The organism is Hydrogenophaga sp. UC242_53 (genome assembly GCF_042696965.1).
GTDB lineage: Bacteria > Pseudomonadota > Gammaproteobacteria > Burkholderiales > Burkholderiaceae_C > Hydrogenophaga.
In genome coordinates, this window is the sequence record NZ_CP170552.1 from 3,527,994 (window position 1) to 3,554,891 (window position 26,898).

The 26,898-nt window shown below is 68.1% G+C and carries 24 protein-coding genes, 1 tRNA gene and 4 pseudogenes; 5 read left to right on the plus strand and 24 right to left on the minus strand.

The features are described 5' to 3' along the window. Positions 1-28 precede the first annotated feature (28 nt). The gene (locus tag ACFJI0_RS17750) at positions 29-2,929 is read left to right on the plus strand and encodes a valine--tRNA ligase (protein WP_382321527.1); all 2,901 of its coding nucleotides are present in this window, start codon (positions 29-31) and stop codon (positions 2,927-2,929) included. A 91-nt stretch (positions 2,930-3,020) separates the two neighbouring features. Here ACFJI0_RS17750 and ACFJI0_RS17755 read toward each other — a convergent pair whose 3' ends face one another. The 4 genes from ACFJI0_RS17755 to cysM form a co-directional block, all read right to left on the minus strand. Further along, complete coding sequence (locus ACFJI0_RS17755) at positions 3,021-4,067, minus strand: D-isomer specific 2-hydroxyacid dehydrogenase family protein (RefSeq protein ID WP_291121549.1); 1,047 nt, start codon at positions 4,065-4,067, stop codon at positions 3,021-3,023. Between the two features lie 54 nt (positions 4,068-4,121). Then, positions 4,122-4,349: a sulfurtransferase TusA family protein gene (locus ACFJI0_RS17760; protein ID WP_382154986.1), complete on the minus strand. Its 228-nt coding sequence runs from the start codon at positions 4,347-4,349 to the stop codon at positions 4,122-4,124. 81 nt (positions 4,350-4,430) lie between these two features. Continuing rightward, positions 4,431-4,991, minus strand: coding sequence for an NUDIX domain-containing protein (locus tag ACFJI0_RS17765; RefSeq protein ID WP_382321529.1), 561 nt, complete (start codon positions 4,989-4,991; stop codon positions 4,431-4,433). Between the two features lie 16 nt (positions 4,992-5,007). Next, on the minus strand, positions 5,008-5,910 hold the full coding sequence (gene cysM, locus ACFJI0_RS17770; protein WP_382154980.1) for a cysteine synthase CysM: 903 nt from the start codon (positions 5,908-5,910) through the stop codon (positions 5,008-5,010). 39 nt (positions 5,911-5,949) lie between these two features. Between cysM and ACFJI0_RS17775 the strand changes: the two genes are divergently transcribed. Beyond that, a tRNA-Leu gene (locus tag ACFJI0_RS17775) sits at positions 5,950-6,034 on the plus strand. 55 nt (positions 6,035-6,089) lie between these two features. Here the strand turns inward: ACFJI0_RS17775 and ACFJI0_RS17780 are convergent. Next, positions 6,090-7,009 (minus strand): annotated as a pseudogene (locus tag ACFJI0_RS17780) (SDR family oxidoreductase). An 83-nt stretch (positions 7,010-7,092) separates the two neighbouring features. Between ACFJI0_RS17780 and ACFJI0_RS17785 the strand changes: the two are divergent. Together ACFJI0_RS17785 and ACFJI0_RS17790 are read left to right on the plus strand one after the other, a co-directional pair. After that, positions 7,093-8,124 (plus strand): CDP-6-deoxy-delta-3,4-glucoseen reductase, encoded by a 1,032-nt coding sequence (locus tag ACFJI0_RS17785; RefSeq protein ID WP_382321531.1) that lies wholly within the window; start codon positions 7,093-7,095, stop codon positions 8,122-8,124. A gap of 126 nt (positions 8,125-8,250) precedes the next feature. After that, on the plus strand, positions 8,251-9,231 hold the full coding sequence (locus ACFJI0_RS17790; RefSeq protein ID WP_382321533.1) for a tripartite tricarboxylate transporter substrate binding protein: 981 nt from the start codon (positions 8,251-8,253) through the stop codon (positions 9,229-9,231). 67 nt (positions 9,232-9,298) lie between these two features. Here ACFJI0_RS17790 and ACFJI0_RS17795 read toward each other — a convergent pair whose 3' ends face one another. From ACFJI0_RS17795 to ACFJI0_RS17845, 11 genes and pseudogenes are all read right to left on the minus strand, one after another. Beyond that, positions 9,299-10,333 carry a DctP family TRAP transporter solute-binding subunit gene (locus tag ACFJI0_RS17795; RefSeq protein WP_382321535.1) on the minus strand — a complete coding sequence of 345 codons (1,035 nt, stop codon included), beginning with the start codon at positions 10,331-10,333 and terminating at the stop codon, positions 9,299-9,301. A 29-nt stretch (positions 10,334-10,362) separates the two neighbouring features. Continuing rightward, positions 10,363-11,662 (minus strand): annotated as a pseudogene (locus ACFJI0_RS17800) (TRAP transporter large permease). Continuing rightward, positions 11,659-12,210, minus strand: coding sequence for a TRAP transporter small permease (locus ACFJI0_RS17805; RefSeq protein ID WP_382321537.1), 552 nt, complete (start codon positions 12,208-12,210; stop codon positions 11,659-11,661). Before ACFJI0_RS17805 ends, ACFJI0_RS17800 begins: the two are co-directional and overlap by 4 nt. 152 nt (positions 12,211-12,362) lie before the next feature. After that, positions 12,363-13,838, minus strand: a complete 1,476-nt coding sequence (locus ACFJI0_RS17810) for a DegQ family serine endoprotease (RefSeq protein ID WP_382321540.1) — start codon at positions 13,836-13,838, stop codon at positions 12,363-12,365. A gap of 56 nt (positions 13,839-13,894) precedes the next feature. Further along, complete coding sequence (locus ACFJI0_RS17815; protein WP_382325709.1) at positions 13,895-15,178, minus strand: ATP-binding protein; 1,284 nt, start codon at positions 15,176-15,178, stop codon at positions 13,895-13,897. A 61-nt stretch (positions 15,179-15,239) separates the two neighbouring features. Beyond that, the gene (locus tag ACFJI0_RS17820; RefSeq protein WP_291121563.1) at positions 15,240-15,899 is read right to left on the minus strand and encodes a response regulator transcription factor; all 660 of its coding nucleotides are present in this window, start codon (positions 15,897-15,899) and stop codon (positions 15,240-15,242) included. 87 nt (positions 15,900-15,986) lie between these two features. Continuing rightward, positions 15,987-16,602: pseudogene (locus ACFJI0_RS17825) on the minus strand (SCO family protein). Further along, a complete protein-coding gene (gene cyoE / locus ACFJI0_RS17830) occupies positions 16,595-17,500 on the minus strand; it encodes a heme o synthase (RefSeq protein WP_382321542.1) in 906 nt (301 codons plus the stop codon). The pseudogene ACFJI0_RS17825 and the gene cyoE overlap by 8 nt, the downstream one beginning before the upstream one ends. Next, a complete protein-coding gene (locus tag ACFJI0_RS17835) occupies positions 17,497-18,660 on the minus strand; it encodes a heme A synthase (RefSeq protein ID WP_382321544.1) in 1,164 nt (387 codons plus the stop codon). Before ACFJI0_RS17835 ends, cyoE begins: the two co-directional genes overlap by 4 nt. 1 nt (position 18,661) lies before the next feature. Next, the gene (locus ACFJI0_RS17840) at positions 18,662-19,342 is read right to left on the minus strand and encodes an SCO family protein (protein WP_382321547.1); all 681 of its coding nucleotides are present in this window, start codon (positions 19,340-19,342) and stop codon (positions 18,662-18,664) included. Then, positions 19,323-20,063 (minus strand): SURF1 family protein, encoded by a 741-nt coding sequence (locus ACFJI0_RS17845; protein ID WP_382321549.1) that lies wholly within the window; start codon positions 20,061-20,063, stop codon positions 19,323-19,325. The genes ACFJI0_RS17840 and ACFJI0_RS17845 overlap by 20 nt, the downstream gene beginning before the upstream one ends. Positions 20,064-20,102: 39 nt before the next feature. On the opposite strand from ACFJI0_RS17845, the gene ACFJI0_RS17850 reads away from it, so the two are divergent. After that, positions 20,103-20,336, plus strand: coding sequence for a twin transmembrane helix small protein (locus ACFJI0_RS17850; RefSeq protein ID WP_137922029.1), 234 nt, complete (start codon positions 20,103-20,105; stop codon positions 20,334-20,336). A gap of 88 nt (positions 20,337-20,424) precedes the next feature. Here the strand turns inward: ACFJI0_RS17850 and ACFJI0_RS17855 are convergent. The 8 genes and pseudogenes from ACFJI0_RS17855 to ACFJI0_RS17890 all read right to left on the minus strand — a co-directional run bounded on the left by ACFJI0_RS17855 (position 20,425) and on the right by ACFJI0_RS17890 (position 26,835). Beyond that, positions 20,425-21,307 (minus strand): annotated as a pseudogene (locus ACFJI0_RS17855) (cytochrome c oxidase subunit 3). A 69-nt stretch (positions 21,308-21,376) separates the two neighbouring features. Then, complete coding sequence (locus ACFJI0_RS17860) at positions 21,377-21,589, minus strand: DUF2970 domain-containing protein (RefSeq protein ID WP_291121574.1); 213 nt, start codon at positions 21,587-21,589, stop codon at positions 21,377-21,379. Beyond that, positions 21,586-22,197 carry a cytochrome c oxidase assembly protein gene (locus ACFJI0_RS17865; protein WP_366834034.1) on the minus strand — a complete coding sequence of 204 codons (612 nt, stop codon included), beginning with the start codon at positions 22,195-22,197 and terminating at the stop codon, positions 21,586-21,588. The genes ACFJI0_RS17860 and ACFJI0_RS17865 overlap by 4 nt, the downstream gene beginning before the upstream one ends. Before the next feature lie 2 nt (positions 22,198-22,199). Beyond that, on the minus strand, positions 22,200-22,310 hold the full coding sequence (locus tag ACFJI0_RS17870) for a cytochrome oxidase small assembly protein (RefSeq protein ID WP_366834041.1): 111 nt from the start codon (positions 22,308-22,310) through the stop codon (positions 22,200-22,202). Positions 22,311-22,338: 28 nt separating this feature from the next. After that, positions 22,339-23,964 carry a cytochrome c oxidase subunit I gene (ctaD, locus tag ACFJI0_RS17875; RefSeq protein WP_291121576.1) on the minus strand — a complete coding sequence of 542 codons (1,626 nt, stop codon included), beginning with the start codon at positions 23,962-23,964 and terminating at the stop codon, positions 22,339-22,341. Between the two features lie 40 nt (positions 23,965-24,004). Then, a complete protein-coding gene (gene coxB, locus ACFJI0_RS17880; protein ID WP_382325711.1) occupies positions 24,005-25,159 on the minus strand; it encodes a cytochrome c oxidase subunit II in 1,155 nt (384 codons plus the stop codon). 136 nt (positions 25,160-25,295) lie between these two features. After that, complete coding sequence (locus ACFJI0_RS17885) at positions 25,296-25,727, minus strand: DUF2244 domain-containing protein (protein WP_382321551.1); 432 nt, start codon at positions 25,725-25,727, stop codon at positions 25,296-25,298. Between the two features lie 238 nt (positions 25,728-25,965). Continuing rightward, positions 25,966-26,835, minus strand: a complete 870-nt coding sequence (locus ACFJI0_RS17890) for a biotin synthase (RefSeq protein WP_382325713.1) — start codon at positions 26,833-26,835, stop codon at positions 25,966-25,968. Between the last annotated feature and the right edge of the window lie 63 nt (positions 26,836-26,898).

Genomic DNA, 26,898 nt, shown 5'->3' on the forward strand with positions numbered 1-26,898 from the left:
GGATGCCGTTTTCATTTTTGGCGCGCCCATGACCGACACCCTGAACCAGCCTGGCCTGCAATCCCTGGCCAAATCGTTCGAACCCGCTCCGCTCGAAGCCCGCTGGGGCCCCGAGTGGGAACAGCGCGGCTACGGCGCCGCCGGCTTCCGGGGCACGGGAGTACCGGAGGCCGGCGCGCCTTCGTTCGCGATCCAGCTGCCGCCGCCGAACGTGACCGGCACCCTGCACATGGGCCACGCGTTCAACCAGACCATCATGGACAGCCTCACGCGCTACCACCGCATGGCGGGCGCGAACACGGTCTGGGTGCCCGGCACCGACCACGCCGGCATCGCCACCCAGATCGTGGTGGAGCGCCAGCTGCAGGCCCAGGGCATCAGCCGCCACGACATGGGCCCGACCCCGGCCGAAGCGCGCAAGAACTTCGTCGCCAAGGTCTGGGAGTGGAAGGAGCACAGCGGCAACACCATCACCACCCAGATGCGCCGCATGGGCGACAGCGTGGACTGGGGCCGCGAGTACTTCACCATGGACGACAAGCTCAGCACGGTCGTTACCGAGACCTTCGTGCGCCTGTACGAACAGGGCCTGATCTACCGCGGCAAGCGCCTGGTGAACTGGGACCCGGTGCTCAAGACCGCCGTCTCCGACCTGGAGGTGGAGAGCGAGGAGGAAGACGGTTTCCTCTGGCACATCGCCTACCCGCTGAGCGACGGCAGCGGTTCGCTCACCGTGGCCACCACCCGCCCCGAGACCATGCTGGGCGACGTGGCCGTGATGGTGCACCCGGAAGACGAGCGCTACACCGCCCTGATCGGCAAGACGGTGAAGCTGCCGCTGTGCGACCGCGAGATCCCGGTGATCGCCGACGCCTACGTGGACCGCGAGTTCGGCACCGGCGTGGTCAAGGTCACGCCCGCGCACGACAACAACGACTACGCCGTCGGCCAGCGCCATGGCCTGCCCCTGATCGGTGTGCTCACGCTGGATGCGGCCATCAACGAGAACGCCCCGGCCAAGTACCGTGGCATGGACCGCTTCGTGGCCCGCAAGGCCGTGGTGGCCGACCTGGAAGCCGCCGGCCTGCTGGTGGAAACCAAGAAGCACAAGCTCATGGTGCCGCGCTGCGCGCGCACCGGCCAGGTGATCGAGCCCATGCTGACGGACCAGTGGTTCGTCGCCATGTCCAAGGTGAGCGAATCCGATCCCACCGGCAAGAGCATCGCGCAGAAGGCGATCGACGCCGTCGCCTCGGGCGAGGTCAGCTTCGTGCCGGAGAACTGGGTCAACACCTACAACCAGTGGATGAACAACATCCAGGACTGGTGCATCAGCCGCCAGCTCTGGTGGGGCCATCAGATTCCGGCCTGGTACGACGAGGCCGGCAACGTGATCGTGGCGCGCAACGAAGCCGAGGCCCAGGCCAAGGCCCCGGGCCGCACGCTCACGCGCGACCCGGACGTGCTCGACACCTGGTACTCCTCGGCCCTGGTGCCCTTCAGCACCATGGGCTGGCCGAACCAGAAGGACGGCGCGACCGAGGACTACAACCTCTACCTGCCCAGCACCGTGCTGGTGACGGGCTACGACATCATCTTCTTCTGGGTCGCCCGGATGATCATGATGACCACGCACTTCACCGGCCGCGTGCCGTTCAAGCACGTCTACATCCACGGCCTGGTGCGCGACGCGCAGGGCCAGAAGATGAGCAAGAGCGAAGGCAACGTGCTCGACCCGGTGGACCTGATCGACGGCGTCGCGCTCGCGCCCCTGCTCGAGAAACGCACCACCGGCCTGCGCAAGCCCGAGACCGCGCCCAAGGTGCGCAAGCAGACCGAGAAGGAATTCCCCGACGGCATTCCCGCCTACGGCGCGGACGCGCTGCGCTTCACCTTCGCGGCGCTGGCCTCGCTGGGCCGCAGCATCAACTTCGACAGCAAGCGCTGCGAGGGCTACCGCAACTTCTGCAACAAGCTCTGGAACGCCACGCGCTTCACGCTGATGAACTGCGAAGGCCACGACTGCGGCCTGCAGGAACACACCAAGGCCGAATGCGCCGTGGGCCAGCCCTTCCACGGCTACCTGAGCTTCAGCCAGGCCGACCGCTGGATCAGCTCGGTGCTGCAGAAGGTGGAGGCCGAGGTGGCCAAGGGCTTTGCCGAGTACCGGCTCGACAACGTCGCCAACGCGATCTACGACTTCGTCTGGAACGAGTTCTGCGACTGGTACCTGGAGATCGCCAAGGTGCAGATCCAGACTGGCGATGCCTCGCAGCAGCGCGCCACGCGGCGCACGCTGATCCGCACGCTCGAAGCCATCCTGCGCCTGGCGCACCCGATCATCCCCTTCATCACCGAAGAACTTTGGCAGAAGGTCGCGCCCGTGGCCGGCCTGCCCGGCGCGTCGGTGAGCATCGCGCGCTACCCCGAGAGCCAGCCGGCCAAGATCGACGAGGCCGCCATCGCGCACGTGGTCAAGCTCAAGGCCCTGGTCGACGCCTGCCGCACGCTGCGCGGCGAGATGAACGTGTCACCCGCCACGCGCCTGCCGCTCTACGTGCTGGGCGATACCGCCTTCATGCAGGCCGCCGGCCCGGTGCTGCAGGCCCTGCGCAAGCTCAACGAGGTGCGCGTGTTCGAAGACGAGGCCGCCTGGGCCGCCGCCGCGCAGGCCGCGCCCGTGGCCGTGGTGGGCGAGGCGCGCATGTGCCTGTTCATGGAGATCGACGTCGCCGCCGAGAAGGCCCGCCTGGGCAAGGAAGCGGCCCGCCTGGAAGGCGAGATCACCAAGGCCAACGGCAAACTCTCGAACGAAGCCTTCGTGGCCAAGGCACCACCGGCCGTGATCGAGCAGGAGAAGAAACGCGTGGGCGACTTCAGCGCCACGCTGGACAAGGTGCGCGAGCAACTGGCCCGTTTGGGCGCCTGAGGTATCGGGTCAAGAGGCACCGCGGAACCGGCTTTGCCGGGCCGCTGGTGCCGCCCCCCTGCCAGGGGGACGCGCGAAGCGCGGCGGGGGGTCAACCCCGATGCATCGCGATCGAACTCCACTGCGACGGTGACACCGCCTGCGGATCGCTCGTCGTGTCCTGGTAGTCGACGTTGTCGAGCGCCGAGAAGTCGCTCACCCGGTTCTCGTTGTGCTGCGCGGACTCCGGCGACAGGGTCTCGTGCATACGGTGCGCCACGTACCAGCTGGCGCGCAGCTTGGCCTCACGGGTGTGCGAACCCAGGCGCGGCGTGAGGTGCAGATTGGGAATGCCGTGCAGCGGCGTGCCTTCGGCCGCGAACTGCGGGTTGGCGCCATCGAGCAGACAGGCGTCGATGCGGCCGTCGCACAGCGCCAGGGCCAGGGCCTCGGCATCGAACAGCGAGCTGCGGCTCACGCCCACCCAGAGCTGGCCGGGCTTGCAGTGGTTGAGCATGCGCTCGTTGATCCAGCCCCGGAAACGCGAGGCGTAGACCATCTGCAGCGAGATCGCGTCCGAATGGGCCAGCAGTTCCTGCAGCGACACGGGTTCGACCTTGAGCTTGTCCCAGATGTCGGCGGCGTGGTGCACGGCCGGGTCGTAGCCCAGCAGGCGCACGCCCAGGCTGCGCAGCATGGGCGCCAGCGTGTGCGCCACCGGTGCCAGGCCCAGCAGTCCGACGGTGCTGCCCGAGAGTTCGCGGCCCATGCGCACCTGGGCGATCTTGCGCCCCAGCAACGCGCTGACCATGCCCCGGCGGTACAGCATCAGCAGGCCGTACAGCAGGTACTCGGCGTTCGAGCGCACCGTGGCGCTGCGCGCCTGCAGCACGCGCACGTTGCGCCGCGCGCAGGCGTTGAGATCGGTGTTGTCGCTGGAGATCTGCATGCGCGCCACGATCTCGAGCTTGGGCGCGAAATCCAGGAATTCGCTGGAGACCACCACGTGCGGCGGCAGCACGATGGCGCGGGTCTTGTAGGTGCTCTTGCGCAGCTCGGCGGGATCGTCGGCCAGCTCGGGCCGGAAACTCACCTCATGGCGTTCCTGCAACCAGGCCAGCGCCTCGGGCACGAGCGGATCAAGCAGCAGAACTTCCATGGTGTGGGCAGGGCGGTGTGGAGGATGAAGAAACCTGATCGCGCCTGCCTGTGCTCAGCGGCGCTTGAGCAGGGTGATGTGGTCGCCGCCCACCGTCTCCTGCTGCATCAGCAGGTTGCCCGTCTGTTTGGCAAAGGCCTGGAAATCGCGCACCGAACCCGCGTCGGTGGAGATCACCTTGAGCGTCTGGCCGCTGAGCATGTCGGCCAATGCCTTCTTCGCTTTGAGGATGGGCAAGGGGCAGTTCAAGCCGCGGGCATCGAGTTCTTTGTCGGCAGTCATGGGGTGGGGGGTATTCCTGGGTTGTCAACATTCTAAGCGGCCCACAGCGCGCGGCGGCCCCCGTGCGGGGCCCAAAGCACGCTAGCCGGCGCCGTCGGCCGGACCCGCGGCGGGTTTCTGTGACAAATCTTCCATGAAGACGGGCTCGTGCCCCTGTTGGCGCAGCCATTGCGCCAGGGCCAGCCCGGTGCCGGCCCGCCAGCAGCGCACCTGTTCGGGCCGCATCAGCTTGTAGTCGACCAGCTCGGGCGAGAGCCGCACCTCGCCGTGCGCGCGCGCGTGGTAGGTGATGATGACCTGGTTCATGCGCTGGAAATCGTGCACGCCCACCAGCTCCAGCGCATCCACCTCCAGCGAGGTTTCCTCGGCGATCTCACGCCGGATGCCCTCTTCGGGCGTCTCACCGGCCTCCATGAAGCCGGTGATGAGGCCGAACATCTTGCCCGGCCAGGCCGCGTTGCGCGCCAGCAGGATGAGCCCGTCCATCTCCACGATGGCCGCGAGCACCGGCGTCGGGTTGTTCCAGTGGGTGAAGCCGCAGGCCGGACAGCGCAGCCGCTGGGTGAAGCCGCCGTCTTCCTCCATGCCGATCAGCGCCAGCGGCGTGGCGCACACGGGGCAGAACCGGAATTCGGTGCTCATGGTCGGCCGCTGGCGCTCAGGCCGGAAAAACGCCGGTGGAGAGGTAGCGGTCGCCCCGGTCGCAGACCACGAAGACGATGGTGGCGTTCTCGACCTGGCTGGCGATCTGCTGCGCCACCCAGCAGGCGCCCGCCGCCGAGATGCCGCCGAAGATGCCCTCTTCGCGCGCCAGCTGGCGGCACATGGCCTCGGCGTCGCCCTGGCCCACGTACACCAGCTCGTCCACCGTGCTCGGGTCGTAGATCTTGGGCAGGTACTCGGTGGGCCACTTGCGGATGCCCGGGATGCGCGAGCCCTCGCTGGGCTGGGCGCCGATGATGCGCACGGCCGGGTTCTTTTCCTTCAGAAAACGCGACACGCCGGTGATGGTGCCGGTGGTGCCCATCGCGCTCACGAAATGGGTGATGCGCCCGCCGGTCTGGGCCCAGATCTCGGGGCCGGTGGTTTCGTAGTGGATGCGCGGGTTGTCGGCGTTGGCGAACTGGTCGAGCACGCGGCCCTTGCCATCGGCCTGCATCTTCTCGGCCAGGTCGCGCGCGGATTCCATGCCGCCGCTCTTGGAGGTGAGGATCAGCTCGGCGCCGAAGGCCTTCATGGTCTGGGCGCGCTCGATGGACAGGTCCTCCGGCATGATCAGCACCATGCGGTAACCCTTGATGGCCGCGGCCATGGCCAGGGCGATGCCGGTGTTGCCCGACGTGGCTTCGATCAGGGTGTCGCCGGGCTTGATGTCGCCCCGTTCCTCGGCGCGCTTGATCATCGAAACGGCGGGCCGGTCTTTCACGGAACCGGCGGGGTTGTTGCCCTCCAGCTTGCCCAGGATCACGTTGCCTCGCGCCTGGTTGGCCGCCGCGCCAATGCGCTGCAGCGCCACCAGCGGCGTGTTGCCGATGGCGTCTTCAATCGTCGGGTAGTTCATCCCACCACTGTGCCATAATTTCGAGTCTCCCTTCTGGCAGCCCGGGTGGTGAAATTGGTAGACGCGCCGGACTCAAAATCCGGTTCCGAAAGGAGTGTCGGTTCGATTCCGACCCCGGGCACCACGACACAATCCCAAGCCGTGCAGGCAAGCCGCACGGCTTTTTTGTTGCCCGCCGCTCAGGCCAGGCCCTGCGCCACCGTGGGGTAGCGCAGGCGCAGGCCCAGCTCGCCCTTGAGGCGCTGGTTGCGCAGCCGGCGCGACTCGCTCATGAAACTCAGCAGCACCAGTGGCAGCTGGTCGCCCGCGCCCTCGCGCGCCAGGCGCGGCGGCCGGGGCAGGCCGTACAGATCGGCCGCGAGGTCGAAGTAGTCGCCCATCTTGAGTTCGGTGTCGTCCACCACGTTCAGGTTGCGCTGCGGCCGACCGCGCCAGAGCGCGAGCACGCAGGCGCGCGCCAGGTCGTCGGCGTGGATGTGGTTGGTGTACACGTCGTCCTCGGCGCGCAGCACCGGCGTGCCGCGCAGCAGGCGCTCGCGCGGCGTGCCACCGGCCCGGTCAGGCGCGTAGATGCCGGGAATGCGCAGCACCGTGGTGCGCACGCCGGTGGCGCGGCCCAGCCAGTGCACGGCGGCCTCGGCGTCCACCCGGCGCCAGGCGCGCGGCGTCTTGGGGTTCGCGGGCGAGGCTTCGTCCATCCAGCGGCCCTGGCCGTCGCCGTAGACGCCGGTGGTCGACCCGTAGACCACCGAGGCGGGCAGCGAACGCTGCGCCAGGACCCGGGTGAGCGCGCGGGTGCGCGGGTCCAGCCGCCAGTCGGCCAGCTCTTCCGAGGGTGGCGGCGCCAGGTGCAGCACGGCGCGCTGGCCAGGCCGGCCAGGCGGCGCAGGCTGCGCGGGTCGTCCAGGTTGCCCTGCAGCGGGGTGATGCCCAGGGCCCGCAGCTCGGGGCCGCGCGCGGCGCTGGAGGTGAGGGCCAGCAGGCGCGCGCGGGCACCGCCGCCCAGCACGCGCGCTGCGCGCTGGCCCACGTCGCCACAACCCACGATGAGAACCCGTTCACGCCGGAAGCGTGCGGGCAAAGCGCCGAGAAGGCTCATGCGAAATCCGGATTTGAGACAATGGCGGGTTGCCACACGGGGGGTCGCCCCCGTCGGCCTTTCCCGTTCCAACACGTGCCAGTATGACATTCACCATCACCGTCGAGCCCAGTGGGCGCACCTTCACCGCCGAGCCCGACGAGTCCATGCTCGCCGCCGGCATCCGCCAGGGCATCGGCCTGCCCTACGGCTGCAAGGACGGCGCCTGCGGTTCCTGCAAGTGCAAGCTGGTCTCGGGCAGCGTGACGCATCGCCACCACCAGCCCAAGGCGCTGAGCGCCGACGAGGAAGCCGCCGGCTACGTGCTCACCTGCTGCGGCGTGGCCCACAGCGACGTGGTGCTCGAATCGCGCCAGGTCACCGAGGCGGGCGCCTTCCCGATCAAGAAGATGCCGGTGCGCGTGAGCACCCTGGAGCGCGCCTCGCACGACGTGATCGTGCTGCGCCTGCAGCTGCCGGCGAGCGACGCCTTCCAGTACCACGCGGGCCAGTACGTCGAGTTCCTGCTGCGCGACGGCGACCGCCGCAGCTACTCCATGGCCAACGCACCGCACACGCAGGCCACGGCGCCCGCGCTGGAACTGCACCTGCGCCACATGCCCGGCGGCAAGTTCACCGACCACGTGTTCGGCGCCATGAAGGAAAAGGACATCCTGCGCATCGAAGGGCCCTACGGCAGCTTCTTCCTGCGCGAGGACAGCGACAAGCCTCTCGTGTTCCTCGCCTCGGGCACGGGCTTCGCGCCTATCAAGGCGGTGATCGAGCACATGCAGTTCAAGGGCATCACCCGCCCCGCCACGCTGTACTGGGGCGGCCGCCGCCCGGCCGACCTGTACCAGAGCGCCTGGATCGAGGCGCGCCTGGCCGAGATGCCCAACCTGCGCTACGTGCCCGTGGTGTCCGACGCCCTGCCCGAGGATGCCTGGACCGGCCGCACCGGCTTCGTGCACCAGGCCGTGCTGCAGGACTTCCCCGACCTCTCGGGCCACGAGGTGTACGCCTGCGGCGCGCCCATCGTGGTCGAGTCGGCCCACCGCGACTACGTCGCCCAGGCCGGCCTGCCCGACGAGGCCTTCTTCGCCGACTCGTTCACCAGCGCCGCCGACAAACTGTGACCCACCCCCGTCGCTTGCTCACTGCGTGTAGCCGCATCCCCCCTCTAGGGGGCAGCGCCAGCGGCCCGGCAGAGCCGGTTCCGCGGCGCTTCTGACTGTGCACCCGTTCACTCATAGGAGACAACCATGCTGAACCGCCGCCAACTGATCACCCGCTCCGCCCTGGCTTCGGCCAGCCTCGCCCTGCCGGGGTTCGCCTCGGCGCAGGCCGCCAACACCACGCGCATCGTGGTGCCCTTCGCGGCGGGCGGCCCGATCGACGTGACGGCGCGCATCGTGGCCGAAGCGGTCAAGGGAACGCTGGGCACGGTGATCGTGGAGAACCGGCCCGGCGCGGGCGGCAACATCGGCGTGAGCGCGGTGGCCAAGGCGCCGGCCGACGGCCTCACGCTGGGCATCGCCACCACGGCCTCGCACGGCATCAACCCCTGGCTGTTCAAGCAGCTGCCCTACGACCCGGCCAAGGACTTCGCCGCCATCACGCAGATGCTGCGCGTGCCCAACGTGCTGGTGATGAACGCCGAGACCGCCACGCGCCTGAACATCCACTCGGTCGCCGACCTGATCGCCTACGGCAAGGCCAACCCCGGCAAGCTCAACTACGGCTCGGGCGGCAACGGCAGCGCCGGCCACCTCGCGGGCGAGCTGCTGAAGAACCAGGCCGGCATCTACGCCGTGCACATCCCCTACAACGGCGGCAACCCGGCGCAGCTGGGCCTGCTGTCGGGCCAGGTCGACTTCAACATCGACAACCTCGCCACCGCCGCGGCCAACATCCGCTCGGGCAAGCTCAAGGCCCTGGCCGTGACCACGGCTCAGCGCAGCAGCGTGATGCCCGATGTGCCCACCGTGGCCGCCACCCTGCCCGGCTTCGAGATCGACACCTGGTGGGGCCTGATCGCCCCGGCCGGCACGCCGGCCGAGACGGTGCGCAAGCTCAACACCGCCTTCAACGCCGCGCTGAACTCGGCCGAGGTGAAGACGCGCTTCGCCCAGCTGCTGGCCGAGCCCGCACCCAGCACGCCCGAGCAGTTCGACGAGTTCATGAAGAACGAGCGCGCGAAGTACCAGCGCATGGTGAAGATCTCGGGCGCGACCGTGGACTGACCCCCATCACGTTCACAACGAAAAAGCCCCGCCGAAGCGGGGTTTTTTCGTTGGACGCGCGGCGCCCTTACTTGCGCGCGGCGACAGCCTTCTCGGCCTTGGTCACGAGGTCGGCACCGATCTGGTTCTTCCACTTGTCGTAGACCGGGCGCGTCACCTTGACGAACTCAGCGCGCTGCTCCGGCGTCAGCTCGGTCACGGTCACGCCCATGTCGCTGAGCTGCTTGATCAGCGGCTTGCCCGGCTCGACCAGGCCCTTGCGGGCCAGCGCCTTGCCTTCCTTGCCGGCGTCGATGGCGGCCTGCTTGACGATGGCGCGGTCGGCCTCGGTCCAGCTGGCCCAGATGTCCTTGTTCACCACGAAGATCAGCGGATCGGCCACGTAGCCCCAGAGCGTGAGGTGCTTCTGCTCCACGGTGGGCAGCTTGGCGGCGAGGAACACCGACAGCGGGTTCTCCTGGCCATCCACGGCGCGGCTGGCCATGGCGGGCTGGGCGTCGGCCCAGCTCATCTGCGTGGGGTTGGCGCCCAGCGCGGTGAAGGTGTCCAGGAACAGCGGCGAACCCACCACGCGGATCTTCAGGCCCTTGAGGTCGGCCGGGGTCTTGATGGCGTGCTTCGAGTTGGAGATCTCGCGGTAGCCGTTCTCGCCCCAGGCCAGCGGCACGGCGCCGGCCTTTTCGATGTCCTTGAACAGCTGCGTGCCCACTTCGCCGGTGGTGAGCGCGTCGATGGCCGCGAAGTCGGGCATCAGGAAGGGCATGGAGAACAGGTTGAGCTGGCGCACCTGGGGCGACCAGTTGATGGTCGAGCCTACGGCGAGGTCGATCACGCCCTGGCGCAGGCCACTGAACTCGCGCGTCTGGTCGCCTTGCAGCAGCGACACGCCGGGGTACAGCTTGATGTTGATGCGGCCCTGGGTGCGCTCGCGCACGAGGTTGGACCAGATCTCACCGCTCTTGCCCCAGGGGAAGGCCGTGCCCAGCACCAGCGACATGCGGTACTCGGCCTTGTAGGCGCTGGTGCTCTGGGCAAAGCCCTGCGTGGTCACGGCCAGCGCGGCGGCGGCCAGCGTGGTGGTCAGGAAGGTGCGCAGTTTCATGAGTTTGTCTCCTTGGTTGAAATGGAAAATCAATAGCCCAGTCGGGCAGGCAGCCACAGCGCGAGCTGCGGGAAGGCGATCACCAGCACCATGACGAGGAACATGGCCAGCAGCATGGGCCCGACCCAGCGGATGGTGGACTCCATGCGCACCCCGGCGATGCGGCACGAGACCATGAGGTTCACGGCCAGCGGCGGCGTGAACTGGCCCAGCGCGACCTTGAGCGTGAGGATCACGCCGAACCACACCGGATCCCATTGGTAGTGCTCCATGATGGGCATGAGCAGCGGCACGAAGATCAGGAAGATCGAGATGCCGTCGAGGAACATGCCCACGGTGATGAGCAGCAGGATCAGCAGCGAGAGCACACCGTACTCGCCCAGGCCCGAGTTCACGATGGCGTTGCGCACCCGGGTCGATCACGCCCAGCGTGGACAGCGAGAACGCGAAGATGCCCGCCAGCGAGACCACCAGCAGGATGATGCCGGAGAGCTCACCCGCTTCGCGCAGGATGGGGAACAGGTCGCGCACCTGGATCGTGCGGTGGATCACCATGCCCACGAACAGGCCGTAGAACACCGCGACCACGGCCGCTTCGGTCGGCGTGAACCAGCCCGCGCGCATGCCGCCCAGGATCAGCACCGGCGCGGCCAGGCCCCACAGGGCTTCGCGCAGGCTCTTCCAGAACGGCGGGCGTGGCATGGCGGCTTCGAGCGCGCCCATCTTGTGTTTGCGCGCCAGCCACACGGCCGGCACGATCAGCGCGATGCCGGCCAGCACGCCGGGCACCATGCCGGCGGCGAACAGCGCGGGCACCGAGGCGCCAGGCACCAGCACCGAGTAGATGATGAAGGCCACCGAGGGCGGGATCAGGATGTCGGTGGCGGCGGCCGCGCCGACCACGCTGGCCGAGAACGAACCCGGGTACCCCGCGCGCGCCATGGCCGCGATCATCACGCCACCCACCGCCGCCGCGTTGGCCGGACCCGAGCCCGAGATGCCGCCGAGGAACATCGCCACCACGATCGCCACCAGCGGCAGCATGCCCGGGCCGCGCCCGACGATCGCGACCGCGAAGTTCACCAGCCGCAGCGCCACGCCCGAGCGGTCGAAGATGGAGCCGACCAGCACGAACATGGGAATGGCCAGCAGCGGGTACTTGCCCAGGCCGGCGTAGAAGTTCTGCGGCACGGCCAGCAGGCCGAACCACTGGGTGTTGAAGTCGGCCATGGCGATGGCGGCGGCGCCGGCCAGGCCCAGGGCCGCAGCGATGGGCACGCCGGCGAACATGGCGCCGAGGAAGAGCAGGAAGAGCAGCGCGGCGATCATGGCTGTTCTCCGGCGCGGCGCAGGCGGTTGAAGCGGCCCAGCGCGCGCAGCGCGATCGCCAGCGAGAGGATGGGCAGCCACATCGAGTACCACCACTGCGGCAGGCCCAGGCCCGGCGAGACTTCCTCGTAGATGTAGTGGTCCCAGACCATGCGCACGCTCAGGCCCGCCATCAGCAGGAACAGCAGCACCATGGCCATCGCGCCCCACAGCGCCAGCAGGTGGCGCCGGCGCGGGGAGCCGGCGTCGGCGAAGAACTCGATGCGGATGTGGCGGTGCCGCGCCACCGCGGCCGAACTCGCCACCAGCGTGAGCACGATCATGAGGAAGATCGAGAACTCTTCGGTCCAGGCGAAGGACTGGTCGGTGAAGTAGCGCGCGATCACGTTGCCGAAGGTGATCAGGGCCAGCAGCGCCATCGAGATGACGGTCAGCCAGTCTTCGATGCGCAGCGGCACCCGGGTGTTTTCATCGTCCGGGTTGGCGGGCGTGGCGGCATCGGCGTCGTCGGCGCGCGCGTCGCGTGGGGGGTCGGTAGGTGCGGACATGGGATGTGGGAACGGCAGGCCGGCGGCCCGGCGGCCACGGCGAAAGAGCCAGGGATCATAGACGTTTTCCCCTTTTGACCCCTGTCCTGCGGGTGCCACCTCCCCATGAAAAACGGCACCCGAAGGTGCCGTTGCCATCAAAGTTGAAGCGCTCAGCCCAGTGGAACCGGCACGAAGATCTGGCTGCCGTCGCGCTGGATCAGCAGCGCCAGCGACTTGGTGGACTTGCCCAGCATGGCGCGCACCTGCTCCACGCTCTGCACCTTGGCGCCGTTGACCGCGAGCAGCACGTCGCCGGGCTGCACGCCGGCCAGCGCCGCCGGACCCTGGGCGTCTTCGACCACGAGGCCACCGTCCACCCCGACTTCGCGCTTCTCCTGCGGCGCCAGCGGGCGCAGCGCCAAGCCCAGGCGGCCCTGGTCGGCCGCCTTTTCATCGCCGGCCGTCTTCACGGCCTTGGCCGCGGCGTCGCCCAGTTGCGCCGTCAAGCTCACCGGCTTGCCCTGGCGCCACACGTCCAGCTTCACCTTTTCGCCGGGCAGGGCCTGGCCAATCAGGGCCGGCAGGTCGCCCGAACTCACGATGGGCTGGCCTTCCATCTGGCGGATCACGTCGCCCACCTGCAGGCCGGCCTTGGCGGCCGGGCTGCCCGGCTCCACGCTGGAGACCAGCGCGCCTTCGGGCTTGTCGAGCTGGAAGGACTCGGCCAGGGTCTGGTTCACCTCCTGCACCGAGACGCCCAGGCGCGCGTGGCTGGCCTTGCCGTGGGCCACGATCTGGTCTTTGACCTTGAGCGCGGTCTCCATGGGGATCGCGAACGACAGGCCTTGGTAACCGCCGGTGTGGCTGTAGATCTGCGAGTTGATGCCCACCACCTCGCCGCGCGCATTGAACAGCGGGCCGCCCGAGTTGCCCGGGTTCACCGCCACGTCGGTCTGGATGAAGGGCACGAAGCTGTCGTCGGGCAGCGAGCGGCCCTTGGCGCTGACCACGCCGGCGGTCACGCTGTTCTCGAAGCCGAACGGCGCGCCGATGGCCAGCACCCACTCGCCCACCTTCAGGTCCTTGGTGCTGCCCAGGGGCACCACGGGCAGGTCCTTGGCGTCGATGCGCAGCACCGCCACGTCGGTCTTGGGGTCCGAGCCCAGCACCTTGGCCACGAACTCGCGGCGGTCGGTGAGCTTGACGGTGACGCGCTGCGCGTTGCGCACCACGTGGGCGTTGGTCAGCACCAGGCCATCGGCGCTGATGATGAAGCCCGAGCCCTGGCCGCGCGAGGGCGCTTCGGGCGCACCACCCTGGCCGGGGCCCTGGAAGCGCTTGAAGAATTCGAAGAAGGGGTCGTTGGGGTCGATACCGGGCGGCAGGCGGTTCTGCGCCTGCTGGCCGTCTTCCGCGCCGGCCTTGCCGATCACGCTGATGTTGACCACGGCCGCGCCGTGGCGCTGCGCGATCTGCGAGAAGTCGGGCACGGCGGCGGCCGTCACCAGGGGCGCGGACTGGGTGACGACCGGTGTGGCCGCCGTGGCATGGGTACCGGAGACCAGCCCCACGCTGGCGCCGCCGACGATGCCCGCGGCCGCCAGGGACAGCACCAGGCGCGTCGCGGTGAGAGACAAGGTTTTCATGAGAGCTCCTTCAGCAAGGACAGGTTGAACATGTCCTTGAATATGGGCCCTCAGAGTTAGACGGTTCTTAAAGGCAGCCGCACCGCGATGCGCAGGCCGCCGAGGCGGGGCGAGCGGTCCAGCGCCAGCGCGGTGCCGTGCAGTTGCGCGATGGCGTTCGCGATCGCCAGACCCAACCCGCTGCCGGTGGCGGTCGAGCCCGGCACGCGGTAGAAGCGGTCGAGCACGCGCGCACGGTCGGCCTCGGGGATGCCGGGGCCGCTGTCTTCCACCAGCAGCACCAGCTGGTCTTGGTCGCGCCGCACCGCCACGTCCACCGTGCCGCCTTCGGGCGTGTACTTCAGCGCGTTGTCCACCAGGTTGCCGAGCAGGATGCGCAGGGGCTCGGCGTGGCCGTTCACCGGCCCTTTGTCGGCCTCGCCCAGGCCGAGGTCGATGCGGCGCGTGGCCGCCAGCGGCGCCGCGTCGGCCACCACCTGGGCCGCGAGTTCGGCCAGCGACACGGGCTGCGCCGGCTCACCGCTGGAGGGCTGGGCCTGCTGGCGCGCGAGCACCAGCAGCTGCTCCACCAGCCGCGTGGCGCGGTCGATGCCGGCCAGCAGGCGCTCCGTCGCCAGTTGGCGCGTGGCGTCGTCGGGCGCGCGCTGCAGGCCCTGCACCTGCAGGCGCAGCGCGGCCAGTGGTGAACGCAGCTCGTGCGCGGCCTCGGCCACGAAGTTCTTCTGCGCGTCGAAGGCCTGGCGCACGCGGCCGAACAGCAGGTTGAGCTCGTGCACCAGCGGGCGGATCTCGTCGGGCAGGCCGGCTTCGCTCACCTCGGCCAGCTCATCGGCCTCGCGCGCGGCCACCTGGCGCCGCACCCGGGCCACGGGCGCGAGCGAGGCGCTCACCACCGCCCAGGCCACCAGCATCAGCAGCGGTGCCATCCAGGCGATGGGCAGCACGGTGCGCCAGGCCAGCGCGCGCGCCATGGTCTGGCGCGGCCGCAGGTCCTGCGCCACCTGGATCACCTGCGTGCGCGACTGCATGGAGTAGACACGGTAGGGCTTGCCGTCGACCTCGATGTTGGAGAAGCCCAGCACCGCGCGCTGCGGCAGCGCCGCGCCCGTGCCGGACTGGAACACGCGCAGACCTTCCTGCGTCCAGACCTGCACGAAGAAGTCGAACGCCTCGGCCGGCAGCGGTGGGTCGTCGCCCGGCGGCGCGGGCAGACCCGGGGGCATCACACCGGCGCGCAGGGCCTGCGCCATCTGCTCCATGTGGTAGTCGAAGATGCCGTCGGCCTCGGCGCGCGCCTGGCGGTACACCACCGCCACCTGCAGGCCCGCCGCGAGCACGATGGCCAGCAGCAGCAGGCCGATCAGGCGCGCGCGCAGCGAATGCGCGCCAGGCGCTGAAGGTTCATGCCTTGGGCACCATGTAGCCCACGCCGCGCACGTTCTGGATCAGGCCGGCGCCGAGCTTCTTGCGCACGCCGTGGATGTAGACCTCGACCGCGTTGCTGCTCACGTCGTCCTTCCAGCCATAGAGCTTTTCCTCCAGCTGCGCGCGCGAGAGCACGCGGCCGGGCCGCGCGATCAGCGGTTCGAGCACGGCCCATTCGCGCGCCGAGAGCACCACCGGCTCGCCCTGCGCCGTCACCTCGCGCGTGGCGGTGTTGATGCTCACGCCCAGGTGCTCGTAGACCGGCTCGGCCCGCCCCGAGGCGCGGCGCAGCAGCGCGCGGATGCGCGCGAGCAGCTCGTCGAGGTCGTAGGGCTTGAGGATGTAGTCGTCGGCACCGGCGTCCAGGCCCTGCACGCGCTGCTGCACCGAGTCGCGCGCGGTGGCGATGAGCACCGGCACGCGGTTCTTGCGGGCCCGCAGTTCGCGCAGCACCTCCAGGCCGTCGCGGCGCGGCAGGCCGAGGTCGAGCAGGATGAGGTCGTAGCTCTCGGCCTGCGCCGCCGTGGCGGCCATCTCGCCGTCGCGCACCCAGTCGACCGCGTAGTGCTCCGCCCGCAGCAGGTCCAGCACCGCTTCGCCAATCATGGTGTCGTCTTCGACCAGCAACAGCCTCATGGCAATGCACTCTCCAGGTCCGTGGGTTGTCGAACACCCCGGCGGGGCGCCCCGCGTCCATGGTGCGGGGCTTGGCTTAGGCCGATCTTAGGCGCCCGCGAGCAGCTTCTTCAGATCGCCCGCCAGCGCGGCCGCGCCGCTGCCGTAGCGGTTGTACAGGCGGATGCGGCCCTGCGGGTCGTACACGTAGCTGCCGGCCGAGTGGTCCATGGTGTAGCTCGTGGGCGTGGGGCCTTCGACTTTCTTGTAGTAGATCTTGTAGCTCTTGGCCAGCGCGGGCAGTTCGCCGGGGGCCGCGTAGAGGGCGAGGAAGCTCGGGTCGAAGCTGCGCAACGTACTGCTTCATGACCTCGGGCGTGTCGCGCTCCGGGTCCACGCTGACGAACAGGCCTTGCAGGCGCTCACCGTCGGCGCCGAGCAGGCGCCTGGCCTCGGCCAGCTCGGTCATGGAGGTGGGGCAGACGTCGGGGCACTGGGTGAAGCCGAAGAAGATCACGACCGCCTTGCCCTTGAAATCGGCGAGGGTGCGCGGCTGGCCGTTGTGGTCGGTGAGCGAGAAACCGGTGGCGTAGTCGGCGCCGGTGATGTCGATGCCGGTGAACGCGGCCGGCGCGTCGGCCTTGTCGCTGCAGGCGGTGAGGGCCACGGTGCCCAGGCTCAGGGCGAGAAGTTGTCGACGGTTCATGGCTCGGGACTCAGACATAGTGATCGATCAGCAGCGCGGCGAAGAGCACCGCGAGATGAATGAGGGAGAAACGGAAGGTTTTGCGCGCGAGCGCATCGGAGTAGTTGCGCCAGAGCGCGAAGGCATAGCCGCAGAAACCGATGCTCAGCACCACTGCGACCACGAGGTAGATCCAGCCGCTCATGCGCATCACGAAAGGCATGAGGCAGGCGGCGAACAGCACGAAGGTGTAGAGCAGGATCTGCAGGCGCGTGAACTCGGAGCCGTGCGTGACCGGCAGCATGGGCAGGCCGGACTTGCGGTAGTCCTCCACCCGGTACAGGGCCAGCGCCCAGAAGTGCGGCGGTGTCCAGAGGAAGATGATGAGGAACAGGATCAGCGCCTCGGGCGACACCACGCCGGTCATCGCGGCCCAGCCCAGCACCGGCGGCATGGCGCCCGAGGCGCCACCGATCACGATGTTCTGCGGCGTGAGCGGCTTGAGGATCACGGTGTAGACCACCGCGTAACCCACGAAGGTGGCGAAGGTGAGCCACATGGTCAGCGGGTTGACCCAGAGGTAGAGCACGGCCGAACCGGCGACGCACAACACGGCCGAGAAGGTGAGTGTCTTGCCGTTGGTGAGCTGGCCCTTGGCGGTGGGGCGCCAGGCGGTGCGCTTCATCTTCGCGTCGATGTGCTGCTCGACCACGCAGTTGAAGGCCGCGGCGGCACCTGCCACCAGCCAGATGCCGAAGCAGGCGATGGCCGCGAGCCGCACCTGGGCCCAAGTGGGCGCGCCGGGAACGGCCAGCACCATGCCGATGAGGGCGCAGAACACGATGAGCTGGATCACGCGCGGCTTGGTCAGCGCGTGGTACTGGCGCCAGACCGAGGGCAGCGCGGCGGCAATAGGAGGGGTGGGCGCGGTGCTCATCGGATCGGTGTGGACAGGTGCAGGGAAGTGGCGGACGAAGCGGCATCGCGCTGGCTGGCGCGGCGCGTGCCGCAGAGCGCGCCGGTGAGCACGATCACCAGCGCGGCCGCGCCGCCGGTGTGGCCCACGGCGGCCAGCAGCGGCCAGTCGAGCACCACGTTGGTCAGGCCGCTGGCGAACTGCCAGGCGGCCAGCAGGAGCAGCGCGCGCGCGGCGGGTCGCATGCCGTCCACCGACCACAGGCGCCAGCCCAGCCAGAGCATGGCGGCCAGCACGAGGTAGGCCATGAGGCGGTGCACGTAGTGGATGGCGGTCAGCGCGGGGAAGGTAATGAGTTCGCCGGTGTGGTTCTGGCCCAGCTCGCGCCAGAGCGTGAAGCCCTCGCGGAAGTTCATCGCCGGCCACCAGCTGCCCTGGCAGGTGGGGAACTCGCCGCACACCAGCACGGCGTAATTGGTGCTGACCCAGCCACCGAGGGCGATCTGCAGCCACAGCAACACGAACACCGCGCCCAGCGCCCAGCGCAGGCGGCCCGGCAGCGGCACGGGCCCGGCGTGGCCCGGCTCGGCCAGCGCGTAGCCCACCGACTGCGCGCGCAACAGCGCGAGCAGACCGAGGCCGCCGAGCAGGTGCAGCGTGACGATGGCGGGGAACAGCTTCATGGTCACGGTCAACGCGCCGAACGCGCCCTGCAGGCAGACCCACACCAGCGTGACCAGCGGCCACACGTAGGACACGCTCAGGCGCCTGCGCTCGACCCAGCTGACCATGGAGAGCACCAGGATCAGCACGCCCACGGCGGTGGCGAGGTAGCGGTGGATCATCTCGATCCAGGCCTTGGAGAAGGTGACCGGGCCGTGCGGCATGGCTTCCTGCGCGGCCGCGATCGAGGTGCTCGCGCCCACCGGGCTTACGCTGCCGTAGCAACCTGGCCAATCGGGACAGCCCAGGCCGGAGTCGGTGAGGCGCGTGAAGGCACCGAACAGCACGAGGTCGAAGGTGAGGAACAGCGTGATGAGCGTGAGCACCCGCAAGCGGTGCGCGGGCGGCGCATGGCGGTTGCGCAGCCACACCCAGGCCAGCGGCCCGAGCGCGATCACCACGCCCAGAAGCATCAGGCGCGCCACCGGCGCGAGGTCGTACAGGGGTTGGGCGTCCATGTCAGTTCGCGGGGCGACCTTCCTTGTCCCAGGACGAGGAGGCGCGCAGCAGGCGGTCCAGGTCGCGCTTGGCCTGCTTGGGGTCGAGCTTGGCGGGGAAACGCATCATCCAGTTGCCCAGCGGATCGACGACGTACAGGTGGTCCTCGATCTTCTGACCGGGCGCGGGCTGAAGCCAGCCGGCCACGGCCTGCGGGTCCACCTGCAGCACGACGGCGGGGGCCGTGGCCTTCTGCAGTGGCTCGGGCAGCGCGGCGTCCCCGGTGCGCAGCCAGACCCAGTCCAGCCGGTCCTTTTCGCGGCCCAGGGTTTCGCGCAGCTGGCGCTGCAGGTACAGGTGCTCCACGCAGGCGTCGTTGCAGGCGCTGTCGGCCACGCTCACGAGCAGCCACTGGTCCTTGAGGCTGCTCATGGGGACGGCGCGGCCTTGTGCGTCGGTGCCGGTCCAGGCCGGCAGCGGGCGCTGGGGATCGATCAGCTCGCCGTAGTTCTGCCGGCCTTCGGGGCGCACCACGTAGTACATGAAGTACGACGCGATGACCGGCGCGGCGCACACCAGCATCAGGCCCAGCATCTTCCAGCGGCCCTTGCGCGTGCTGGCCGCCGCGTCCGCGCTGGCCTGGTCCAGTTGCGGCAGGCTGTGCACGGTCAGGGTCAGGGGTTCATCGGGCGTCTGTGCCATGGGATCTGCGCTTTCGGCGGGGGGAGAGGATTTGGAACCAGAGATAGAGGAAGCCCGCGAGGGCACACAGGGCGAACCACTGGAAGGCATAGCCGTGGTGCTTCTGCACGTCGATCGCGACGCGCGGCCACTCGCGCAGCAGGCCATCGGCGGCGGCATCGGTCTGCAGCACGGACACCGCCAGCAAGGGCAGCCCGGTTTCCTGCGCGAACGCCGCAAGGTCGATATTTTGCCGGATCACCCCCGTGCCCGCCGCGCCGAGCTCGTATAGCTTGCCGGGCGGGGGGGCCAATCGGCCTTCCAGCCGCACCAGGCCCGCCGGGGTGGGGACCTCGGGCACGCGGTTGCGGTCGGTGAAATCGCGCGGCACCCAGCCGCGCTGCACCAGCACCACGCGCTCGCTGCCTTCGAGCCGCAGCGGCGTCACCACGAAGAAGCCCACCCGCGTGTTCATCTGCCGGTTGTCCAGGAACACGGTGCGCCCGGGCACCCAGGTGCCGCTCAGGCGCACGGGGCGGTGCACGCCAGCCGTGGCATCGGCGGAATCCAGAAGTTCTTGCGTGTCCCAGGCGGCCAACCCGCCGCGCTCGTTGATCTGCGCCTGCAAGGCCAGTTTCTGCGCCGCGCGATCGAGCTGCCACAGGCCCAGCGAGGCCGTGGCCGCCATGGTGAGCGCGGTCGCGGCGGTCACAATCCAGAAACGCCAGGTGGAGCGCCGCATGGTCAAGCCACCCTGGCCCGGGCACGGATAATGGAGCGCATGAAGTACCTGGTCATCGCGGCATTCGTTGCCATCATTGGAAGTCTCGCCGCCGCCCTGGTGTACATGATGCGCGGCGGCAGCGACACCGAGGAGGACGGCACGCCGCGCAAGAACCACATGGCGCGCGCGCTGGCGTTTCGGGTCGGTTTTTCCATCCTGCTCTTCGTCGTGGTGCTCATCAGCTACCTGATGGGCTGGATCCAGCCCACCGGCCTGCCGCTGCGCGGCTAGAACCGTCGGGCCCCTTCAGCAAAAAAGCGCCGGAAGGCGCTTTTTTGTGGCAGTTGCCCGAGGAAGGTGGACGCACCACCCGACCCAATCACATCCAGTAGACGAGGATGTACAGGCCCAGCCACACCACGTCCACGAAGTGCCAGTACCAGGCCGCGCCTTCGAAGCCGAAGTGGCGCTGGGCCGTGAAGTGACCCTTCTGCAGGCGCAGGGTGATGAACAAGAGCATCAGCATGCCGACGAACACGTGGAAGCCGTGAAAACCGGTGAGCATGAAGAAGGTGGAGCCGAACACGCCCGAGGAGAGCTTGAGGTTCAGGTCGGCATAGGCGTGGGCGTACTCATAGCCCTGCACGAACAGGAAGACGATGCCCAGCAGCACGGTCACCCACATGAAGGCGATGGTCTTGCCACGGTTGCCGACCTGCAGCGCGTGGTGGGCAATGGTCAGCGTCACGCCCGAGGTCAGCAGCAGCGCGGTGTTGATGGTGGGCAGCCAGAACGGGCCCATGGTCTGGAAAGGCTCGACGATGCCACCGGGCGACGCGGTGGCGCCGGCCTGCAGGCTGGGCCAGACGGCCGAGAAGTCGGGCCAGATCAGCGCGTTCTCGATGTTGCCCAGCGCCGGCACGGAGTGCGTGCGCGTCCACCACAGGGCGGTGAAGAAGGCGCCGAAGAACATCACCTCCGAGAAGATGAACCAGCTCATGCTCCAGCGGTACGACAGGTCGATCTTGCTGCGCATACATGCCGCTTTCGCTTTCACGCACCGACTCGCTGAACCACTGGAACAGCACGAACAGCCAGAACACCAGGCCGAACGCCAGCGAATACGCGCCCCAGCCGTGGCCGTTGATCCACTGCCCGGCACCCAGGATGACGAAGAAAAGGCCGATGGCGGCCATCACCGGATGGCGCGAGGGTCCAGGGACGAAGTAGTAGGGCGTCGTGCCGTGGGTTGCTGCTGACATGCTCACTCCTGTTGTGCTTTCGCTTGTATCTAATGTCAAAAATCAAAAATCGTATCGGGTCGCCGTGTCTCAGCCGACGACCCAGTTCACCACCACGATCAGCACCGCCACGAACAGGATCGCCATGCCCACGCCCACCGCCATCAAGTGCAGCGGATTGAGCTTGGCGATGTCCTTCTGGTAGTCGGCGTTGCGGCGCACGCCGAGAAAGCCCCAGGCCACGGCCTTGACCGTGTCGATGAAAGAGCCCTTGCGTTGATGAGCAGGTGTGGGTGTGGTCATACGTCCCCCGTGGGTTTGAGCGTGGCCGGGCTTTGGGCCTGCGGCGCGTCATCGGTCGGCGCGGCCGGCACCTTGCCGCCCACCTCGAAGAAGGTGTACGACAGGGTGATGGTGGACACGTCCTTGGACAGCCGGGGATCGATGACGAAGGCCACCGGCCATTCTTTCTTCTCTCCGGCCTGCAGGGTGTACTGCGTGAAGCAGAAGCACTCGAGCTTGTTGAAGTGCGCGGCCGCCTGTTTGGGGGCATAGCTGGGCACCGCCTGTGCCGCCATCGTGCGGTTCTGGATGTTCTGGAACTCGTACATCACCGTGGTGAGCTCGCCCGGATGCACCTGCAGCGAGCGCACGGCCGGCTTGAAGTGCCAGGGGCCGCGGGCGTTCGTGTCGAATTCGACGGTGATGGTGCGCGTGCGGTCCACCTGCGTGTTCGCAGGCAGGCTCGCGGCACCGGGCACACGCAGTTCCGACACCGCCAGCACGTTGATGCCCAGGGCCTCGCAGATATGCCGGTAGATCGGCACCAGCGCGTAGCCGAACGCGAACATGCCCAGCGCGATCACGCAGAGCTTGCCCACCATCTTGAGGTTTTCGCGCTGAACGGCCATGGTCAGAAGCCCAGCAGGAAGCGTTTGCCCACGAAGCCGAGGAAGAACACCACGGCCACGGACGCGAGGATCAGGCCCAGGCGGCGGTTGTTCTTCTTCTGTTCGGGTGTCATGGCGTTGGCAGACATGGCGTGAAAAGGCTTAGCCGATCACCTTGGTGGCGGTCGCGTCGAGCTTGGGCGGGTTTTCGAAGGTGTGGAACGGTGCCGGCGACGGCACTTCCCACTCCAGGCCCACGGCGCCTTCCCAGGGGTTCTGGGGGGCCTTCTCGCCCTTGCCGCGCATGGCGGGCACGACCACGGCCAGGAAGAAGTACACCTGCGCCAGACCGAAGCCGAACGCGCCCACCGAGGCGATCGCGTTGAAGTCGGCGAACTGCATCGGGTAGTCGGCATAGCGGCGGGGCATGCCGGCCAGACCCAGGAAGTGCATCGGGAAGAAGGTGATGTTGAACGAGATCATCGACCACCAGAAGTGGATCTTGCCGCGCGTTTCGCTGTACATCACACCGGTCCATTTGGGCAGCCAGTAGTAGATGCCCGAGAACATGGCGAACAGCGAGCCGGCCACCAGCACGTAGTGGAAGTGGGCCACCACGTAGTAGGTGTCCTGCATCTGGATGTCGATCGGCGCGACCGACAGGATCAGGCCGGTGAAGCCACCGATGGTGAACACGAAGATGAAGCCGACGGCCCACAGCATGGGGGTCTCGAAGGTCATCGAGCCCTTCCACATGGTGGCGATCCAGTTGAAGATCTTCACGCCCGTGGGCACGGCGATCAGCATGGTGGAGTACATGAAGAACAGCTGGCCCGTCACCGGCATGCCGGTGGTGAACATGTGGTGGGCCCACACGACGAAGGACAGGATGGCGATGGAGCCGGTGGCGTACACCATGGAGGCGTAGCCGAACAGCTTCTTGCGCGCGAAGGCGGGCACGACCTGGCTCACGATGCCGAAGGCCGGCAGGATCATGATGTAGACCTCGGGGTGGCCGAAGAACCAGAAGATGTGCTGGTACATGACCGGGTCGCCGCCGCCGGCGGGGTTGAAGAAGCTGGTGCCGAAGTGGCGGTCGGTCAGCGTCATGGTGATGGCGCCGGCCAGCACGGGCATCACGGCGATCAGCAGGTAGGCGGTGATGAGCCAGGTCCAGCAGAACATGGGCATCTTCATCAGCGTCATGCCGGGTGCGCGCATGTTCAGGATGGTCACGATGATGTTGATCGAGCCCATGATCGAGGACGCGCCCAGGATGTGCATGGCGAAGATGCCGGCGTCCATCGAGGGGCCCATCTGCAGCGTCAGCGGCGCGTACAGCGTCCAGCCGGCGGCGGGTGCGCCCCCGGGCATGAAGAACGAGGCCACGAGCATGATGGCCGCGGGAATCATCAGCCAGAAGCTGAAGTTGTTCATCCGCGCGAAGGCCATGTCGGACGCGCCGATCTGCAGCGGGATCATCCAGTTCGCGAAGCCCACGAAGGCCGGCATGATGGCGCCGAACACCATGATCAGGCCGTGCATGGTGGTGAGCTGGTTGAACAGTTCGGGGTTCACCAGCTGCAGGCCGGGCTGGAACAGCTCGGCGCGGATCAGCAGGGCCAGCACGCCGCCCACCATCAGCATGGTGAAGGCGAACAGCAGGTACAGCGTGCCGATGTCCTTGTGGTTGGTGGCGTAGACCCAGCGGCGCCAGCCCGTGGGGGCATGGTGGTCGTGGTGATCGTCGTGGCCGTGTGCGTCGTGGTGGTCAAGAACTGCACTCATGGTCGATTCCTTTGAGACTCAATGTTTTTCTGTCAACAGATCACTTGCGGGCGGCCAGCACTTCGGCCGGCTGCACGATCTGTTCGGTCTTGTTCGACCAGTTGTTCTTGGCGTAGGTCATGACCGCGGCCAGTTCGGTGTCGGACAGCTGCTTCCAGGCCGGCATGGCGCCGCCTGCCGCACCGTGCAGCAGCACATTGATCATCTTGGCGTGGTCGGTGTCGGTCACGATCGCGGAGCCATCGAGGGGCTTGATCGGGCCGGCGCCCTTGCCGTTGGCCTGGTGGCAGGCCGCGCAGTTGGCGGCGTAGACGGACTCGCCGCGCTTGACCAGGTCGGCCAGCGTCCAGACCTTGCTCGGGTCATCGGCGGCAGCGCCCATGGCCTTCTGGCGCTCGGTCACCCAGGCGGTGTATTCCTCGGCCGACACCACCTTCACGTGGATCGGCATGTAGGCGTGTTCCTTGCCGCAGAGTTCGGCGCACTGGCCGTAGAAGTCGCCGGTCTTCTCGGCGCGGAACCAGGTGTCGCGCACGAAGCCGGGAATCGCATCCTGCTTGACGCCGAAGGCCGGCACCATCCAGGCGTGGATCACGTCGTTGGCGGTCGTGATGATGCGCACCTTCTTGTTCACGGGCACCACGAGCGGGTTGTCCACCTTGAGCAGGTAGTCGTCCGTGGCTTCGGGCTTGCCGCTGTTGGACATCACGCGCTGGTTGTTGTCCAGGGTGGAGAGGAAACCGATGCCCTCGCCCTCGCCCTTGATGTAGTCGTAGCCCCACTTCCACTGCATGCCCGTGGCCTTGATGGTCAGGTCGCTGTTGGTGGTGTCCTTCTGGGCCACCAGCACCTTGGTGGCGGGCAGGGCCATGCCGATGACGATGAGCAGCGGGACGATGGTCCAACCCAGCTCCACCCAGATCGGCTCCGGCAGCTCCTGGGCCTTGTGCCCGGCCGCCTTGCGGTGCTTCAGGATGGAATAGAACATCACGCCGAAGACGATGACGAAGATGACGGCGCACAGGACCATCATGAACCAGTGCAGCCAGTGCTGCTCCTCGGCGATGCGGGTCACCGGGGGGTGGAAGTTCAGCTGGTTGACCGCCGGGCCGCCAGCGAGGTCCTTGACCGCCTGAGCAGCGACCGTGGACCAGGCGCCTGCGCCCAAGGCCAGCGTGGTTGCCACGGCGCGGATCGTGGCCCACCGGTTTCGCAGGGAATGCACCTTTTTATTCGTCGTACTCACTTTAAGCGCCTCAAATATAAGTATTGATTTATATCAATGCCGATTAGAACAAATTTTCCGGGCACACCTACCCAAAACCCCACCATCACGCGCCACGCAAGGCCTGGCGTATCTCCCGCGCCAGCACCGGCCGCAGTTCGGGGCGCAGAAAGCGCCCCACCCTCACCGACTGGCCGCCGCAGCGGAGTTCGACCATCTGGTCGTCTTCTCCCCGCGGCTCCACCTGCACCCACTCACGGGCGAACTCGCACCGCTTCGTCCGTCCCGCCATCTCCTGCTCCACCACCAGCCGGCCTTCCAGCAAGCGGATGCGTTCGCCGTCGGTGGCGTGGCGGGCATAGGCCAGAAAGGCCACCGCCACCACGATCAACTCCAGCACCGCGAAAGGCAGCACCAGCGTTGCACCTTGCGACCAGAAGAATCCGGCCACACCCAACGACACGACACACATGGAGGCATAGAGCCATCCCAGTTGTGCGGGCGTGACCGAACAGTTGCGCTTCAGCGACCACTCCATGCCTTGTTCAGACTCGGTCGCGAAACGATGAGCGTTGCAGGTAAGGTTCACCACCCACCACCGGTTCAAGCCGCGCTGCGCCCGAAGGCGCGCGCGTTAACGCAGGGAAAATCCCCTTGAAACTTGGATCGCCTCCAATTGTAGCGGCGAGAAGGGTGCCGCCCGGCTGCAAAGCCGCCCCATCCGACTCGGACAATGCGGTATCTCCAGGCGAGAAACGGCCCGCCGCCAGCCCGGCTCAGCCCCTGCGGCCCCGCAGCATGGCACGCATGTCTTCCATCGGCACCGTCGTCGCAGGCCCCATGGGCACTCGCGGCGTGGGCTTGAAGGCGTGGCCGTAGATGATTTCGAAGGTCAGCAGCAGCCGGCCGTCGGCCGCGCGCGGCAGGCCCGTTTCGATCGCCTCGCACAGCCGCGCACGCCAGCCCCGCGACCGACAGGCGGCAAACCGGCCCGAATGAAGGTTGCGGCCCAGGCTGCGCAGCTCGGCCAGCAAGGGTTCCGCCCCACTGTACGAGAGGGTGATGCGCTCCATGTCCATCACCGGCTCGGCAAACCCGCTGTGCACCAGCATGTCGCCCCAGTCGTGCATGTCGGTGAAGGCGTGGGCCGGCTCGGGCCAGCCTTGTGCCGCGTACACCACGCGCAGTTCGCGCAGGCTGTCCGGCCCCAGGCAGGAAAACATCAGGAAGCCGTTGGTCTCGATGTGTGCGTTCCAGCGCTTGAGCAGCGTTTGCGGCCGTGGCTCGGTGTGCAAGGCCATGTTGGCCCAGAGCATGCCCACCCGGGTGTCGGCGTTCGCCGCCTGCGGGCCTCGGCTGCGCCCCCAGTTCAGGGGGTTCCAGCCCGGCCCGCCCCCTTCCCGGGTGGCCTGCAAGGCCTCGGGCAGGCGCTGTGCGGCCACGTGGCAGGGCGCGTCGGGCAACTGAGACCGGAGCTGCTGGTGCGCGAGCAGCCCGCCGCCCACGGGCTCCCAGTGCATCCAGCTGGCGGGCGGCTCGCGGAACCATTTCAGGCGTTCGGCCATGCGCGAGGCCACCTCTTCGTGCAGCCACGGACTGGTCGTCGCGGCGCGTTGCTGCCAGCGCAGGGCCGCGACCGGGTCCATGTCGGGCACGGGGGTTTCAGTGGGGGTGGAGGTGTTCAAACGGGATGCCGGCGGGCGGGACAA

Excerpts from the sequence above, each read along its gene's own strand:
- ACFJI0_RS17750 (WP_382321527.1), top strand. The coding sequence starts at position 29 with ATGACCGACACCCTGAACCAGCCTGGCCTGCAATCCCTGGCCAAATCG.
- ACFJI0_RS17755 (WP_291121549.1), bottom strand. The coding sequence starts at position 4,067 with ATGGAAGTTCTGCTGCTTGATCCGCTCGTGCCCGAGGCGCTGGCCTGG.
- ACFJI0_RS17760 (WP_382154986.1), bottom strand. The coding sequence starts at position 4,349 with ATGACTGCCGACAAAGAACTCGATGCCCGCGGCTTGAACTGCCCCTTG.
- ACFJI0_RS17765 (WP_382321529.1), bottom strand. The coding sequence starts at position 4,991 with ATGAGCACCGAATTCCGGTTCTGCCCCGTGTGCGCCACGCCGCTGGCG.
- cysM (WP_382154980.1), bottom strand. The coding sequence starts at position 5,910 with ATGAACTACCCGACGATTGAAGACGCCATCGGCAACACGCCGCTGGTG.
- ACFJI0_RS17785 (WP_382321531.1), top strand. The coding sequence starts at position 7,093 with ATGACATTCACCATCACCGTCGAGCCCAGTGGGCGCACCTTCACCGCC.
- ACFJI0_RS17790 (WP_382321533.1), top strand. The coding sequence starts at position 8,251 with ATGCTGAACCGCCGCCAACTGATCACCCGCTCCGCCCTGGCTTCGGCC.
- ACFJI0_RS17795 (WP_382321535.1), bottom strand. The coding sequence starts at position 10,333 with ATGAAACTGCGCACCTTCCTGACCACCACGCTGGCCGCCGCCGCGCTG.
- ACFJI0_RS17805 (WP_382321537.1), bottom strand. The coding sequence starts at position 12,210 with ATGTCCGCACCTACCGACCCCCCACGCGACGCGCGCGCCGACGACGCC.
- ACFJI0_RS17810 (WP_382321540.1), bottom strand. The coding sequence starts at position 13,838 with ATGAAAACCTTGTCTCTCACCGCGACGCGCCTGGTGCTGTCCCTGGCG.
- ACFJI0_RS17820 (WP_291121563.1), bottom strand. The coding sequence starts at position 15,899 with ATGAGGCTGTTGCTGGTCGAAGACGACACCATGATTGGCGAAGCGGTG.
- cyoE (WP_382321542.1), bottom strand. The coding sequence starts at position 17,500 with ATGAGCACCGCGCCCACCCCTCCTATTGCCGCCGCGCTGCCCTCGGTC.
- ACFJI0_RS17835 (WP_382321544.1), bottom strand. The coding sequence starts at position 18,660 with ATGGACGCCCAACCCCTGTACGACCTCGCGCCGGTGGCGCGCCTGATG.
- ACFJI0_RS17840 (WP_382321547.1), bottom strand. The coding sequence starts at position 19,342 with ATGGCACAGACGCCCGATGAACCCCTGACCCTGACCGTGCACAGCCTG.
- ACFJI0_RS17845 (WP_382321549.1), bottom strand. The coding sequence starts at position 20,063 with ATGCGGCGCTCCACCTGGCGTTTCTGGATTGTGACCGCCGCGACCGCG.
- ACFJI0_RS17850 (WP_137922029.1), top strand. The coding sequence starts at position 20,103 with ATGAAGTACCTGGTCATCGCGGCATTCGTTGCCATCATTGGAAGTCTC.
- ACFJI0_RS17860 (WP_291121574.1), bottom strand. The coding sequence starts at position 21,589 with ATGACCACACCCACACCTGCTCATCAACGCAAGGGCTCTTTCATCGAC.
- ACFJI0_RS17865 (WP_366834034.1), bottom strand. The coding sequence starts at position 22,197 with ATGGCCGTTCAGCGCGAAAACCTCAAGATGGTGGGCAAGCTCTGCGTG.
- ACFJI0_RS17870 (WP_366834041.1), bottom strand. The coding sequence starts at position 22,310 with ATGACACCCGAACAGAAGAAGAACAACCGCCGCCTGGGCCTGATCCTC.
- ctaD (WP_291121576.1), bottom strand. The coding sequence starts at position 23,964 with ATGAGTGCAGTTCTTGACCACCACGACGCACACGGCCACGACGATCAC.
- ACFJI0_RS17885 (WP_382321551.1), bottom strand. The coding sequence starts at position 25,727 with ATGGAGTGGTCGCTGAAGCGCAACTGTTCGGTCACGCCCGCACAACTG.
- ACFJI0_RS17890 (WP_382325713.1), bottom strand. The coding sequence starts at position 26,835 with ATGGACCCGGTCGCGGCCCTGCGCTGGCAGCAACGCGCCGCGACGACC.